The organism is Gibbsiella dentisursi (assembly GCF_039539505.1).
GTDB lineage: Bacteria > Pseudomonadota > Gammaproteobacteria > Enterobacterales > Enterobacteriaceae > Gibbsiella > Gibbsiella quercinecans.
In genome coordinates this window covers 351,075-364,526 of the sequence record NZ_BAABDG010000010.1, presented here as the reverse complement: position 1 = coordinate 364,526, position 13,452 = coordinate 351,075, and the positions used below count along the sequence as shown (strand labels likewise).

The following is a 13,452-nucleotide window of genomic DNA, read 5'->3' as shown; positions in this document are numbered from 1 at the left end:
TAAATTCTTTCATTATTCAGTCAGTCGTTCAGCCATGAGAGCGGCTGTATACGAGCACAAAGCGTTATGGCGGCGTAAGGCGTTAAGAACGTTCGTCCAGTTGCAACAGCGCCAAATCTTTTTTGCGTAATACCAGGTTGACCGAGCGTGCTTTAATTTCTACCGGATCTCCCAGTGGGGCAATGCGTACAATTTCAATGGATGAACCCGGCAATATACCGAGGGATAATAATTTTTGCCGATAGGCCGGGCTTATCTCGCTGGTGAACCCAATAACTTTATAGGGTTTGTTAATTGCAATAATCATGTTCTTCCTTAACTGATTAATACGTCATATGGCATATTTTATTCGAGCCTGGCGGAAATAAATGATGTGTGTAAAAGGAAATAGCCCAGGCAGCCACAGAGAACATTTTTTATTCTCGTTAGGTTAAATGGTATTGAGCATCATTATCAACGGCAACAGAAAAAACGCTGTATTAGTAACTGTATGTAAGTATTGTCATATCCGGTAGTGCGGCTCATTTGTTGTGAACCCATTGTTATGTGCAGGAAAATATATGGTGTGATTTGTTACTGTGTAAAAAATTATTCATAAGCTTGCGGAGCGAACTAGAATATTTATTGAAGGATATTGTCAAGCTTTGCTGCTATAGGATTATTCATTAGCAATAAAATAAATGATGCCGGTTTAGTTGTTTTTGATATTATTATGGGGCTATACTTATTGCGCTCTTTTTTTGCTTGTGCGCCTATTGTTCCTAAATATGCCTTGAATAGTTGTAGTTAAGGCAGTAAAAAGCATGTCTCCCATCCCGTTCAGGCCCCCGGCGGTAATGGAGCCAAGCGGAAAGCATAGGGTGGGCTGTGCCCTGGTGCGGGCGCCTGGTTGAACTTTGAGCGCTTGGCATGATTTATCGCATAAAGATCTTGCCATCAGGCAGCGGCCAGTACATAATTGCGCTCGCTCCAGACGATGGGGCTAGGGAAGTTGTTTGTTATCAGTGTGTTATATGTGGCAGCAACAATCCTTACTACGCTTTCAACGTAGTGCTGTTATAGCATTAACGGTTTTTCGGGTTTTACACCCAATGCGACGCGGGAATAGCTCAGTTGGTAGAGCGCAACCTTGCCAAGGTTGAGGTCGCGAGTTCGAGCCTCGTTTCCCGCTCCAATTTCTCTCCAAAGAAAATCCATTTGGCCCACAGCGCCAAGATGGCTCTTTCGCCTTTTTATTCGTCCCTCAAAAATGTTGTGAACAGAGTTATCCACAGCTTGTGCGAATTCCATGGCCTGCCTGAAAACATACGCCAAATAAAGAAAAATATGTAATATGCTGATAAGTATGTATATTTTTTTATTGAAAAACGTTATGCCGATCCCTTGCTCTTTTTGTTGCAGTTGAAAGACAAGGCATTTTTATTTTTATGCACAAGTCCACAGGCTGAGCAAGCGGCGGAAAAAGCGGGGGATAAAACCCGCTTCAGGCATCTCTCGGTAATCCTTTTTCTACGGCGCGGATAAGGCGTTTTTTCTGCGTGCTCAATACGGCAATTCCCTGTTCGGCACGCCGCGCCAACTGTTGTTCCAACGCCCAGGCGATATGCTCATCCAACATGGCGCTTTCCCCTTGCCGTGCGCGCAGGGCCAGAACGGCGCTGTCCAAATAGGGCGCATTGCCGAGCGCTACCGCAATGTTGCGCAGCCAACGCTGGTGGCCGATGCGCCGGATGGCAGAGCCTTCCGTGATGCGCAGGAACTTCTCTTCACTCCAACCGAACAGCTCAACCAATTCGGGGGCATGCAGCGCGGCGCGTGGGCTGAAGTCATCCTCATCCGTGAGCTGGGAAAAGCGGTTCCACGGGCAAATCAACTGGCAGTCATCACAGCCATAGATCCGGTTGCCCAGCAACGGGCGGAACTCAACCGGGATAACGCCTTCTAACTCAATGGTCAGGTAAGAGATGCAGCGCCGGGCATCGACGGTGTAGGGGGCCACGATGGCGCCGGTTGGGCAGGTGGTGATGCAAGCGACGCAGCGCCCGCACTGTTCTTGCTGCGGCTGATCGACAGGCAACGGCAGATCGATCAACAGCTCGCCGAGGAAGAACCAGGAGCCGGCTTCACGGTTTAATATAAGTGAGTTCTTGCCAACCCAGCCAATGCCGGATTTGGCGGCTAAAGCCCTCTCCATGATCGGTGCGGAATCCACAAAGGGGCGGAAATTCAGTTCGCCGCAGTAGGCTTTGATCTGCTCGCCCAGCTTCTTCAACCGCTGCCGCAATAGCTTGTGATAGTCGCGGCCAAGCGCGTAGCGGCTGACATACCCCAGCTCGGGGTTACGCAGGGTGCTGGCGAAAGCCGCCTTGGCCGGCAGGTAGTTCATCCGCACGCTGATCACCCGCAGCGTGCCGGGCAGCAGCTCATGTGGGCGGGCACGCAGCATGCCATGGCGTGCCATCCATTCCATCTCGCCGTGATACTGCTTGTCCAGCCACGCCTGCAATTTGGGTTCTTCAGCGCTGAGATCGGTATCGCAGATGCCAACCTGCTGGAATCCTAGCGATTGCCCCCATTGCTTGATATGTTGGGCGAGTTGATTGAGATCGAGGGGATTGGTCATGACGAATCACAATGAGAAACCATACGATAACAGTCTACCACACTCTGTCTGGCCAGCAGACTGGTTGCGGCGCGCGGAACCCAAGGCGGCTGCCTGGCTGGGCATTACCCTCTATGATCTGATGCAGCGTGCCGGCCAGGCCGCCTATGCTCTGGCGCGCGATGCCTATCCGGCCGCCCGGCATTGGCTGATCCTGTGCGGCCACGGCAACAACGGCGGCGACGGCTACGTGGTGGCGCGCCTTGCCGCCGCGGCGGGCATTAAGGTGACGCTGATCGCCTGCGACGGCAGCCGCCCTTTACCGCCGGAAGCCACCTCGGCGCGCCAGGCCTGGCAGGCCGATGGCGGCGAGATCCACCCCGCCGGCCGCTCGTGGCCTGCTGATATTGATCTGATTATTGACGGCTTGCTGGGCACCGGCCTGGCGGCCGCGCCGCGCGCGCCTTATGACGCCCTCATTGAGGCCGCCAACCGGGCTTCGGCGCCGGTGGTAGCGCTGGATATTCCCTCCGGCCTGCTGGCGGAAAGCGGCGCAGCGCCGGGGGCGGTGATCCGCGCGGCCCATACCATCACCTTTATTGCCCTCAAGCCGGGGTTGCTCACCGGGCAGGCCCGCGATTGGGTTGGGCAACTTCATTATGGTTCGCTGGGGTTAACGGCCTGGCTGGCGCAACAACCGGCGGCAATCCAGCGTATCACCGCTCGGGATTTAACCCGCTGGCTTCACCCGCGCCGCCCTTGTTCCCACAAGGGTGAGCATGGCCGCCTGTTGCTTGTCGGCGGCGATCTGGGCTTTGGCGGGGCGATACGTATGGCGGCAGAAGCCGCGTTGCGTAGCGGTGCTGGCTTGGTGCGAGTGCTTACTCACATTGAGCATGTGGCGCCGCTGTTGACGGCGCGCCCGGAGCTGATGGTGCAGCGGTTAACCGATGATTCGCTGCAACAGGCGGTAGCATGGGCCGATGTTGTGGCGATTGGGCCCGGTCTGGGCCAGGGCGCATGGGGTAAGAATGCACTGAAAATCGTGCAATCCAGCGATAAACCTGCGTTGTGGGATGCGGATGCACTGAACTTACTGGCATTAAATCCTGAGAAGCGGCAGAATCGCGTGATAACACCGCACCCTGGCGAAGCGGCAAGGCTTTTGGGCTGCAGCATCGCCGATATTGAGAGTAATCGCTTACTTTCGGTGCAACGCCTGGTAGAACACTATGGCGGCGTGGCGCTGTTGAAAGGCGCCGGCACGTTGATCGCCGATGAGTACGGCGCCATGTCCATCGCTGACGTCGGCAACGCCGGTATGGCGTCTGGCGGCATGGGCGATGTGTTGTCCGGTATTATCAGCGGTTTGCTGGCGCAGAAGATTCCGCTGTATGATGCCGCTCGCGCAGGTTGTGTTGTGCACGGCGCTGCCGCCGATTGCGTGGCTGGCAGACAAGGAACGAGGGGGCTATTGGCAACCGATTTGCTGCTGCAGATCCCTCACTACGTTAATCCCGAGTTGATAACAGATATTATCGAATGAAAGAACTCGTTCTACCTTTGCCGGATGAGGCAGCGACTGTCGCACTTGGGGCCGCTTTGGCCAACGCATGCGATCGTGCCAGCGTAATTTATCTTTATGGTGATTTGGGCGCCGGTAAAACCACGTTCAGCCGTGGTTTCCTGCAGGCGTTAGGGCACCAGGGCAATGTGAAAAGCCCGACTTACACTTTGGTGGAGCCTTACGCGCTCACCCCTTTTGCGGTATATCACTTCGATTTGTACCGCCTGGCCGATCCAGAGGAGCTGGAGTTTATGGGGATCCGTGATTATTTCGCACAGGATGCGATTTGTCTGGTGGAATGGCCGCAGCAGGGCGCAGGCGTATTACCGGCGACCGATCTTGCATTGCACCTGCACTATGTCGACGCCGGTCGCCAGGCGCAGCTTGAGGCGCTTTCTGCCTATGGGCACCAGCTGTTAGACCGAATTCACAATAAACAGGGATGATGCCGCAATGATGTATGGGTTAAGAAGATTATTCGCCATTGCCCTGCTTGTTGTGTTGGGGCCGTTGAGCGTTGTGGCTGCGCAGGCGGCGTCCTCGTTATCCGATATTCATGTCACTAACGCCAAGCGTGAGGCGACGGTCTCGGTCAGCTTTAACGGGCCGCCCGCCTATGCCTTTTTCCCGTTGCATGGCCCGGAAAGGGTAGTGTTGGACGTGAATCAGAGCGGAAAGGTCAGCGGCCTGCCGCTGAATTTTAGCGGCCAAAACCTGGTGAAAAGCATTCGCTCTAGCCAGCCGAAAGATGCGCAAAGCGTCAGGCTGGTGTTTGATCTGACCGCGCGTGCCAAGACCCGTGCGGTCACGCGCCAGAATGGCGACGTTCATACCGTAGTGTTTACCATTGTGGCCGAAGGCAACGCGCCCGCAACCCGGGTGGTTCGCCAGGCGCCGGCGCCAGCTCCGGCTCCGGTGTTTACGCAGGCACCAACGCCGGCGCCTGCCCCGGTAGTGAATGAGCCGGTCAGGCCGGCGCAGAAAGCGCCTAGCGGCAGTAACCCCTTTAAGAATAAACCGGTGGTTGCCGGCGTTGCCACATCCAGTACGCCGCGCAGCAGCCGGGTTTCTGCCGGTTCCGGTAACCGCGTGGTGGTGGCGATCGATGCCGGCCACGGCGGGCAAGATCCCGGCGCCATCGGGCCTAATGGGCTGCAGGAAAAAAGCGTGACCATTGCCGTCGCCCGCCGCCTGCAAGCGCTGCTGGATGACGATCCGCGTTTTAAACCGGTTTTGACGCGCAACGGCGACTATTTTATTTCGGTTATGGGGCGTTCAGACGTTGCGCGTAAGCAGGGGGCCAATGTGCTGGTTTCCATCCACGCGGACTCGGCGCCCAACAAAAACGCCACCGGCGCCTCCGTATGGGTGCTGAACAACCGGCGCGCCAACAGCGAAATGGCCAACTGGCTGGAGCAACATGAAAAACAATCGGAACTGCTCGGCGGCGCGGGCGATCTGCTGGCGAACAGCCAGGCGGATCCGTACCTGAGCCAGGCGGTGCTGGATTTGCAGTTCGGCCACTCGCAGCGCGTTGGTTATGACGTGGCGGTTAAGGTGCTGCGCGAAATGCAGACCATCGGCCTGCTGCATAAGAGCCGCCCGCAGCCCGCCAGCTTGGGGGTATTGCGCTCGCCGGATATTCCTTCCCTGCTGGTGGAAACCGGCTTTATCAGCAATCCTTCGGAGGAGCGGCTGCTTGGCAGCAGCGCGTATCAGGAAAAAATAGCCCAGGCGATTTATCGCGGCCTGCGCAATTACTTCCTGACGCACCCGCTGCAAGCCGACCCAAAGGAGGAAAACCGCCCGCTGGAGGCTTCAGCGGCGGTTAGCAACCCAATCACCACGGTCAGCCAGCCCGAACCTGTTGCGGCCGCGGCGGCCAGCGAACCACGCGAGGGTTACAGCGGCAAGACCCAGGTTCACGTGGTGCAGCGGGCTGAAACGCTGTCCGGCATCGCCGGGCGTTACGGCATCAGCATGGCGGCCCTGCGCGATCTGAATAAACTGAAAAAAGATGGCGTGTGGGTGGGCCAACGGCTGAAAGTGCCGGCCGGGCATGCCGCAGCAAACGTGGCGAAAGCCGCGCCGGCAAAAGCCCGGGCGCAAAAAGTGACCAGGCATAAAGTTGTGAGCGGTGATACGCTATCGTCTATTGCCGCGCGTTATGGTGTCAGCGTCAGCGAACTGAAAAGCGCCAACCGGTTGAAATCCGATGTGGCGCCGCTCGATCGCACGTTGACCATCCCACAAGCCTAACGCTAACCGAAGGAGCCCGTATGCCGATCCAGGTGCTGCCACCGCAGCTTGCCAACCAGATTGCCGCCGGTGAAGTGGTTGAACGGCCGGCGTCGGTGGTCAAGGAACTGGTGGAAAACAGCCTGGATGCCGGCGCCACGCGTATCGATATTGATATTGAGCGCGGCGGCGCCAAGCTGATCCGCATCCGCGATAACGGCTGCGGCATCGGTAAGGCCGATCTGACGCTGGCGCTGGCGCGCCACGCAACCAGCAAGATCAGTTCGCTGGACGATCTGGAGGCGATCGTCAGCCTGGGGTTCCGTGGCGAGGCGCTGGCCAGTATCAGTTCTGTTGCTCGGCTAACGTTGACGTCGCGCACTGAAGAGCAGCAAGAGGCCTGGCAGGCTTATGCGGAAGGGCGCGATCAGGCCGTGACGGTGAAACCGGCGGCGCACCCGCAGGGCAGCACGGTTGAAGTGCTGGATCTGTTCTACAATACCCCGGCGCGGCGCAAGTTTATGCGCACGGAGAAAACCGAGTTTGGCCACATTGATGAAGTGGTGCGGCGCATTGCGCTGGCGCGCTTCGATGTGGCGATCAACCTCAGCCATAATGGCAAACTGATGCGCCAATACCGTGCGGCCAGGGATGAAAGCCAGCATGAACGCCGTTTGGGCAGCATCTGCGGCGCCGCGTTTTTGCAGCATGCGCTGCGGATTTCCTGGCAGCACGGCGAGCTTGCGATCCGCGGCTGGGTGGCCGATCCCAGCGGCGCCCGCCAGTTGGGCGAGCTGCAGTACAGCTACGTTAATGGCCGCATGATGCGCGATCGGCTGATCAACCACGCCATTCGTCAGGCTTATCAGGATCAACTGCAGGAAGCACAACAGCCTGCCTATGTGCTGTATCTGGAGGTGGATCCGCATCAGGTGGATGTAAATGTGCATCCGGCCAAGCACGAAGTGCGTTTCCATCAGGCGCGCCTGGTGCATGATTTTATTTATCAGGCGGTCACTACCGTTTTGCAGCAGGCGGGTGATACGGCGCAACTGCCGTTGGCGCAGCAAGACGGCGCATCGCCTGCGCCGGTCTGGCAACCGGAGAACCGCGTCGCCGCTGGGGGCAATCATTTCTCGCAGCCAGCGCCGCACCGCGAGCCTTCGCCCGCAGCGAAACCGCCCGTCGCCCGTGAGCGTGCGCCGCAGCCGGCTTACCCCAGCGGCGGCGGCTATCAAAAGCGCGAAGGGGAGCTATACGGCAAGCTGCTGCAGGCCGCTGCCGAACCGGTGGCGGCGCAGGCAAAGCAGCCGTTGTTCCCACCCGTGGCGCCGGCGCCAGCCGCCGCGCTAGCCGGCAGCCCGCACAGTTTTGGCCGCGTGCTGATGATCCACCCGCCGTGCTACGCTGTGTTGGAACAGCGCCAACGCTTGGCGTTGCTTTGCCTGCCGGTTGCCGAGCGCTGGCTGCGGCAGGCGCAGCTTAACCCGCCTGCCGAAGGGCTGAAGCCGCAGCCGCTGTTGATTCCGCTCAAGCTGGCGCTGCATAAAGAGGAAGCGGCGGCCTGCGTTCGCCATCAGCAACTGCTGGTGACCATGGGGCTGGATCTGCAATCCGAACACGGGCGTGTGACGCTGCGCGCGGTACCTTTACCGTTGCGCCAACAAAATTTACAAAAACTGATACCGGAACTGTTAGGCTATCTGGCCAAATCTGAAGAGATATCGCCCGCCGCGCTTTCTGGCTGGCTTGCCCGCCACCTGGGCAGCGAGCATGAGCAGTGGAATACGTCCCAAGCGATACAATTATTGGCCGACGTTGAACGACTTTGCCCGCAGTTGGTCAAATCACCACCGAGCGGTCTTTTACAACCTGTTGATTTACAGGCTGCGTTGGCAGCCCTTGAGCATGACTGAAACTGACATAACACACCGTCCCCCGGCGATTTTTATCATGGGGCCGACGGCTTCGGGCAAAACGGCCCTGGCGATGGCGCTGCGTGAGCATCTGCCTGTTGAACTGATCAGCGTGGATTCCGCGTTGATTTACCGCGGTATGGATATCGGTACCGCCAAACCGAGCAAGGAAGAGCTGGCGCGGGCGCCGCACCGGCTGATTGATATTCGCGATCCTGCAGAGGCATACTCCGCCGCTGATTTTCGCGCCGATGCCTTGCAAGAGATGGCCGCGATCACCGCATCTGGGCGTATCCCGCTGTTGGTCGGCGGCACCATGCTGTACTTCAAAGCATTATTGGACGGTTTATCGCCGCTGCCGCCGGCCGATCCGCAGGTGCGCGAACGGATTGAGCAGCAGGCGCAGGCGCTTGGGTGGGATGCGTTGCATCGTCAGTTGCAGGCCATTGATCCGGTTGCAGCACTGCGAATTCATCCGAATGATCCGCAGAGACTGTCAAGAGCACTGGAAGTTTTTTTTATTTCAGGTAAAACTCTAACGGAAATGACTAAAATTTCGGGTGAATCGTTGCCGTATCATGTTCACCAGTTTGCGATAGCACCGGCCAGCCGGGCGCTGCTTCATGAGCGCATCGCGCTGCGGTTCCATCAAATGTTGGCGGCAGGGTTTGAAACGGAGGCGCGTGCGCTTTTCGCACGGGGAGATTTGCATACGGATTTGCCTTCCATTCGCTGTGTCGGTTACCGCCAGATATGGGCATATTTGTCTGGCGAGATTGGTTACGATGAGATGGTTTATCGTGGTATTTGCGCAACACGTCAGTTGGCCAAGCGCCAAATGACCTGGTTACGGGGTTGGGAGTCTGTCCACTGGTTGGATAGCGAAGCGCCGCAGGCGGCTCTGGACTCGGTCATACAGGTTGTTAGTGCATAGGTTGGGTGAATGTGTACAATTGATGAGTATTCAGCGCGCAAATTTTTTAGGTCGTTTATTTTAGAGCCGACAGGTTCTTAGTTACAAACAACAAGCAAATAAGGAAAAGATAGAATGGCTAAGGGGCAATCTTTGCAAGATCCGTTCCTGAACGCATTGCGTCGTGAACGTGTTCCGGTTTCTATTTATTTGGTGAATGGCATTAAGCTGCAAGGCCAGATTGAGTCTTTTGACCAGTTTGTCATCCTGTTGAAGAACACGGTAAGTCAGATGGTTTATAAGCACGCTATCTCTACCGTTGTTCCGTCTCGTCCGGTTTCGCACCACAGCAACAACCCAAGTGGCGGCACCAGTAATTATCACCATGGCAACAACCCGTCTGCGCAGCAACAGCCGCAGCAGGAAAGCGATGACGCTGAGTAAAGCGCGTCGCGGTTTGTTGACGATGTCGGGGAGCATAGGCAGCAGGGTTCTGTTTATGTCCCCCGCAACAACGGTTTATATCCGTTTGAGAGGTTGCACGCTTGTTTGACCGTTATGAAGCCGGTGAGCAGGCCGTACTGGTTCATATCTATTTCTCGCAAGACAGAGATACAGAAGATCTCAGTGAGTTCGAATCGCTGGTTTCCTCTGCGGGTGTTGAAGCTTTGCAAGTGGTTACAGGCAGCCGCAAAGCGCCACATCCTAAATACTTTGTAGGTGAAGGAAAGGCCGAAGAAATTGCGGATGCGGTAAAGGCCAGTGGCGCATCTGTTGTCCTGTTTGATCACTCCCTTTCTCCGGCGCAGGAGAGGAATCTTGAACGCCTGTGCGAATGCCGGGTTATTGATCGCACCGGATTGATTTTAGACATCTTTGCCCAGCGGGCCCGTACCCATGAAGGTAAGCTGCAGGTAGAGCTGGCACAACTGCGTCATATCGCTACGCGCCTGGTGCGCGGCTGGACGCACCTTGAGCGCCAAAAGGGCGGGATAGGGCTGCGTGGGCCTGGTGAAACCCAGTTGGAAACTGACCGCCGCTTGCTGCGCGATCGTATCAGCCTGATCCTCAAGCGCCTGGAGCGCGTCGAGAAGCAGCGGGAACAAGGCCGCCGCTCACGTACCCGGGCTGATGTGCCGACCGTATCGCTGGTGGGCTACACCAACGCCGGCAAATCCACCCTGTTTAACCAAATTACGTCCGCCGAGGTTTATGCGGCGGATCAGCTATTTGCCACACTGGATCCCACCCTGCGCCGTATTTCCGTCGCAGACGTCGGCGATACCGTCCTGGCGGATACCGTAGGCTTTATCCGGCATCTGCCGCATGATCTGGTCGCCGCCTTCAAGGCGACGCTGCAGGAAACGCGGCAGGCATCTTTACTGTTACATGTGATCGACGCCGCAGATCCTCGCGTTGACGAGAATATTGACGCGGTAAATACCGTGTTGGCAGAGATTGAAGCGGATGAAATCCCTACACTGTTAGTGATGAACAAAATAGATATGCTGGACGACTTTGTGCCGCGTATCGACCGCAACGATGAAAATATCCCGGTCCGTGTGTGGCTGTCCGCCGCCAGTGGAGAAGGAATTCCGTTGCTGTTTCAGGCGTTGACGGAGCGTTTATCGGGAGAGATTGCGCATTACAAGCTGCGTTTACCTCCAGAGGCAGGCCGTCTTCGTAGCCGTTTCTATCAGCTTCAGGCCATTGAAGACGAATGGAACGAAGAGGATGGCAGCATTGGCATGATGGTGCGTATGCCCATTGTCGAGTGGCGCCGCCTCTGTAAGCAGGAACAGGCTCTGATTAGCTTTATCGTATGATCATATCCTGTTACATTTAGCCTGAAGTACCCAATCATAGAATAATGGAGCTAAAACATGGCGTGGAATCAGCCCGGTAATAACGGACAGGACCGCGACCCGTGGGGGAGCAGCAATAATAACGGCGGCAACTCTGGCGGTAACAATAAAGGCGGGCGCGATCAGGGCCCACCGGATCTGGATGACATTTTCCGCAAGCTCAGCAAAAAACTGAGCAGCCTGGGGGGCGGGAAAGGCACTGGTAGCAATAACAGCGGCGGCACGGGTTCCGGTGGTTCGAACTTTAGCGGCCGTATCTTCGGTATCGCCGCGGTTGTGGTCGTGGTGATCTGGGCCGCCAGCGGTTTCTACACCATCAAGGAAGCAGAACGTGGTGTCGTCACTCGCTTCGGTAAATTCAGCCACCTGGTGCAGCCAGGCCTGAACTGGAAGCCGACGTTCATTGATGAAGTGCGCCCGGTCAACGTTGAATCTGTGCGTGAACTGGCGGCATCTGGGGTGATGCTCACTTCTGATGAGAACGTGGTGCGTGTGGAAATGAACGTGCAGTATCGCGTTACCAACCCGGAAGCGTACTTGTTCAGCGTCGTCAATGCCGACGACAGCCTGAGCCAGGCCACCGACAGCGCCCTGCGTGGCGTGATCGGCAAATACTCCATGGATCGTATTTTGACGGAAGGCCGTACCGTGGTGCGTAACGATACCCAACGCATGCTGGAAGAGACGGTTCGTCCTTACAACATGGGCATCACGCTGCTGGACGTCAACTTCCAGGCTGCGCGGCCGCCGGAAGAGGTTAAAGCGTCCTTCGACGATGCGATCGCCGCGCGTGAGAACGAGCAGCAATACATCCGTGAGGCGGAAGCCTATGCCAACGAAGTCCAGCCGCGCGCCAACGGTCAGGCCCAGCGCCTGCTGGAAGACTCCAAGGCGTATAAGGATCGTACCATTCTGGAAGCCCAGGGTGAGGTAGCGCGCTTTGCCAAGCTGCTGCCGGAGTACAAGTCTGCGCCGGAAATTACCCGTGAACGCTTGTACATCGAGACCATGGAAAAAGTCCTGAGCCAGACCCGCAAGGTGTTGGTCAACGACAAAGGCAACAATCTGATGGTATTACCGCTGGATCAAATGCTGCGTGGCCAGGCCGGTGCGCCGGCAGACGGCGCAAACAAAGACACCAGCATGATTCGTCTCAACCCGGCGGCGCCGTCCAGCAGCAACACCAACGCGGGCAGCCAACGTAGCAGCACCAGCAGCGGCTCGATCATGGATCAGCGCCGCGCGAATGCGCAACGTGACGACACCATTCGCGTAGGGAGAGAATAATCAATGCGTAAGTCTTTTATCGTAATCCTGATCGTGGTGCTGGTGGCGCTGTATGCCTCACTGTTTGTGGTGCAGGAAGGCCAGCGCGGTATCGTGCTGCGCTTTGGCAAGGTGCTGCGCGATGGCGAAAACAAACCGCTGGTGTATGAACCGGGCCTGCACTTCAAGATCCCGTTCATTGAATCCGTGAAAAACCTGGATGCGCGCATTCAGACCATGGACAACCAGGCCGATCGCTTCGTCACCAGCGAGAAGAAAGATCTGATCGTCGATTCTTACCTGAAATGGCGTATCAGCGATTTCAGCCGCTATTACCTGGCCACCGGCGGCGGTGACGTTTCGCAGGCTGAAGTGCTGCTTAAACGTAAATTCAGTGACCGTCTGCGTTCTGAAATCGGCCGCCTGGACGTGCGCGATATCGTGACCGACTCCCGCGGCAAGCTGATGTCCGACGTGCGTGAGGCGTTGAATACTGGCACCGTGGGCGAAGGTGAAGAAGTGGCGACCACCGAAGCCGATGACGCTATCGCCTCCGCTGCGGCGCGCGTTGAGCGGGAAACCACCGGCAAACAGCCGCAGGTGAACCCGAACAGCATGGCGGCGCTGGGTATCGAAGTGATCGATGTGCGTATCAAGCAGATCAACCTGCCGGTAGAAGTGTCTGATGCTATCTATCAACGTATGCGTGCAGAGCGTGAAGCCGTTGCTCGCCGCCTGCGTTCACAGGGCCAGGAAGAAGCCGAGAAGCTGCGCGCCAGCGCAGACTATGAAGTTTCCCGCACGCTGGCAGAAGCGGAACGCCAGGCGCGTATCACCCGTGGTGATGGCGATGCGGAAGCAGCCAAGCTGTTCGCTAATGCGTTCAGCCAGGATCCGGACTTCTACGCCTTTATCCGTAGCCTGCGTGCTTATGAAGCCAGCTTCAAGGGCAACCAGGACGTTATGGTGCTGAGCCCGGATAGCGATTTCTTCCGCTATATGAAGTCGCCTGATTCTACACGGCGCTAACCGGCAACCAGGCAATCAAGGGCCCGTTTGATGCGGGCCTTTTCTTTTTTTGGGGG

11 protein-coding genes and 1 tRNA gene are annotated in these 13,452 nt (G+C 57.1%); 10 read left to right on the top strand and 2 right to left on the bottom strand.

What is annotated here, in order from left to right:
• Positions 1–82: 82 nt before the first annotated feature.
• Positions 83–307, bottom strand: coding sequence for a ferrous iron transporter A (feoA, locus tag ABFX35_RS22130; RefSeq protein ID WP_279025975.1), 225 nt, complete (start codon positions 305–307; stop codon positions 83–85).
• A 791-nt stretch (positions 308–1,098) separates the two neighbouring features.
• Here feoA and ABFX35_RS22125 point away from each other — a divergent pair.
• Positions 1,099–1,174, top strand: a tRNA-Gly gene (locus ABFX35_RS22125).
• 309 nt (positions 1,175–1,483) lie between these two features.
• Here ABFX35_RS22125 and queG read toward each other — a convergent pair.
• Positions 1,484–2,623, bottom strand: coding sequence for a tRNA epoxyqueuosine(34) reductase QueG (queG, locus tag ABFX35_RS22120; RefSeq protein ID WP_346082914.1), 1,140 nt, complete (start codon positions 2,621–2,623; stop codon positions 1,484–1,486).
• On the opposite strand from queG, the gene nnr reads away from it, so the two are divergent.
• From nnr to hflC, 9 genes are all read left to right on the top strand, one after another.
• Positions 2,622–4,148: a bifunctional ADP-dependent NAD(P)H-hydrate dehydratase/NAD(P)H-hydrate epimerase gene (nnr, locus tag ABFX35_RS22115; RefSeq protein ID WP_346082913.1), complete on the top strand. Its 1,527-nt coding sequence runs from the start codon at positions 2,622–2,624 to the stop codon at positions 4,146–4,148. The two genes, queG and nnr, sit on opposite strands and share 2 nt — an antisense overlap.
• Positions 4,145–4,615 carry a tRNA (adenosine(37)-N6)-threonylcarbamoyltransferase complex ATPase subunit type 1 TsaE gene (tsaE, locus tag ABFX35_RS22110; protein WP_346082912.1) on the top strand — a complete coding sequence of 157 codons (471 nt, stop codon included), beginning with the start codon at positions 4,145–4,147 and terminating at the stop codon, positions 4,613–4,615. The genes nnr and tsaE overlap by 4 nt, the downstream gene beginning before the upstream one ends.
• A gap of 7 nt (positions 4,616–4,622) precedes the next feature.
• Positions 4,623–6,428, top strand: coding sequence for an N-acetylmuramoyl-L-alanine amidase AmiB (gene amiB / locus ABFX35_RS22105; RefSeq protein WP_346082911.1), 1,806 nt, complete (start codon positions 4,623–4,625; stop codon positions 6,426–6,428).
• A gap of 20 nt (positions 6,429–6,448) precedes the next feature.
• Positions 6,449–8,323, top strand: coding sequence for a DNA mismatch repair endonuclease MutL (gene mutL, locus ABFX35_RS22100; protein WP_346082910.1), 1,875 nt, complete (start codon positions 6,449–6,451; stop codon positions 8,321–8,323).
• Complete coding sequence (miaA, locus tag ABFX35_RS22095; protein ID WP_279027174.1) at positions 8,316–9,257, top strand: tRNA (adenosine(37)-N6)-dimethylallyltransferase MiaA; 942 nt, start codon at positions 8,316–8,318, stop codon at positions 9,255–9,257. Before mutL ends, miaA begins: the two co-directional genes overlap by 8 nt.
• 114 nt (positions 9,258–9,371) lie before the next feature.
• A complete protein-coding gene (hfq, locus tag ABFX35_RS22090; protein ID WP_279027173.1) occupies positions 9,372–9,680 on the top strand; it encodes an RNA chaperone Hfq in 309 nt (102 codons plus the stop codon).
• A 101-nt stretch (positions 9,681–9,781) separates the two neighbouring features.
• The gene (gene hflX / locus ABFX35_RS22085; protein ID WP_346082909.1) at positions 9,782–11,062 is read left to right on the top strand and encodes a ribosome rescue GTPase HflX; all 1,281 of its coding nucleotides are present in this window, start codon (positions 9,782–9,784) and stop codon (positions 11,060–11,062) included.
• A gap of 57 nt (positions 11,063–11,119) precedes the next feature.
• Positions 11,120–12,388: an FtsH protease activity modulator HflK gene (gene hflK, locus ABFX35_RS22080; protein ID WP_346082907.1), complete on the top strand. Its 1,269-nt coding sequence runs from the start codon at positions 11,120–11,122 to the stop codon at positions 12,386–12,388.
• A gap of 3 nt (positions 12,389–12,391) precedes the next feature.
• Complete coding sequence (gene hflC, locus ABFX35_RS22075; protein WP_279027167.1) at positions 12,392–13,396, top strand: protease modulator HflC; 1,005 nt, start codon at positions 12,392–12,394, stop codon at positions 13,394–13,396.
• Positions 13,397–13,452 lie beyond the last annotated feature (56 nt).

Excerpts from the sequence above, each read along its gene's own strand:
- feoA (WP_279025975.1), bottom strand. The coding sequence starts at position 307 with ATGATTATTGCAATTAACAAACCCTATAAAGTTATTGGGTTCACCAGC.
- nnr (WP_346082913.1), top strand. The coding sequence starts at position 2,622 with ATGACGAATCACAATGAGAAACCATACGATAACAGTCTACCACACTCT.
- queG (WP_346082914.1), bottom strand. The coding sequence starts at position 2,623 with ATGACCAATCCCCTCGATCTCAATCAACTCGCCCAACATATCAAGCAA.
- tsaE (WP_346082912.1), top strand. The coding sequence starts at position 4,145 with ATGAAAGAACTCGTTCTACCTTTGCCGGATGAGGCAGCGACTGTCGCA.
- amiB (WP_346082911.1), top strand. The coding sequence starts at position 4,623 with ATGATGTATGGGTTAAGAAGATTATTCGCCATTGCCCTGCTTGTTGTG.
- mutL (WP_346082910.1), top strand. The coding sequence starts at position 6,449 with ATGCCGATCCAGGTGCTGCCACCGCAGCTTGCCAACCAGATTGCCGCC.
- miaA (WP_279027174.1), top strand. The coding sequence starts at position 8,316 with ATGACTGAAACTGACATAACACACCGTCCCCCGGCGATTTTTATCATG.
- hfq (WP_279027173.1), top strand. The coding sequence starts at position 9,372 with ATGGCTAAGGGGCAATCTTTGCAAGATCCGTTCCTGAACGCATTGCGT.
- hflK (WP_346082907.1), top strand. The coding sequence starts at position 11,120 with ATGGCGTGGAATCAGCCCGGTAATAACGGACAGGACCGCGACCCGTGG.
- hflC (WP_279027167.1), top strand. The coding sequence starts at position 12,392 with ATGCGTAAGTCTTTTATCGTAATCCTGATCGTGGTGCTGGTGGCGCTG.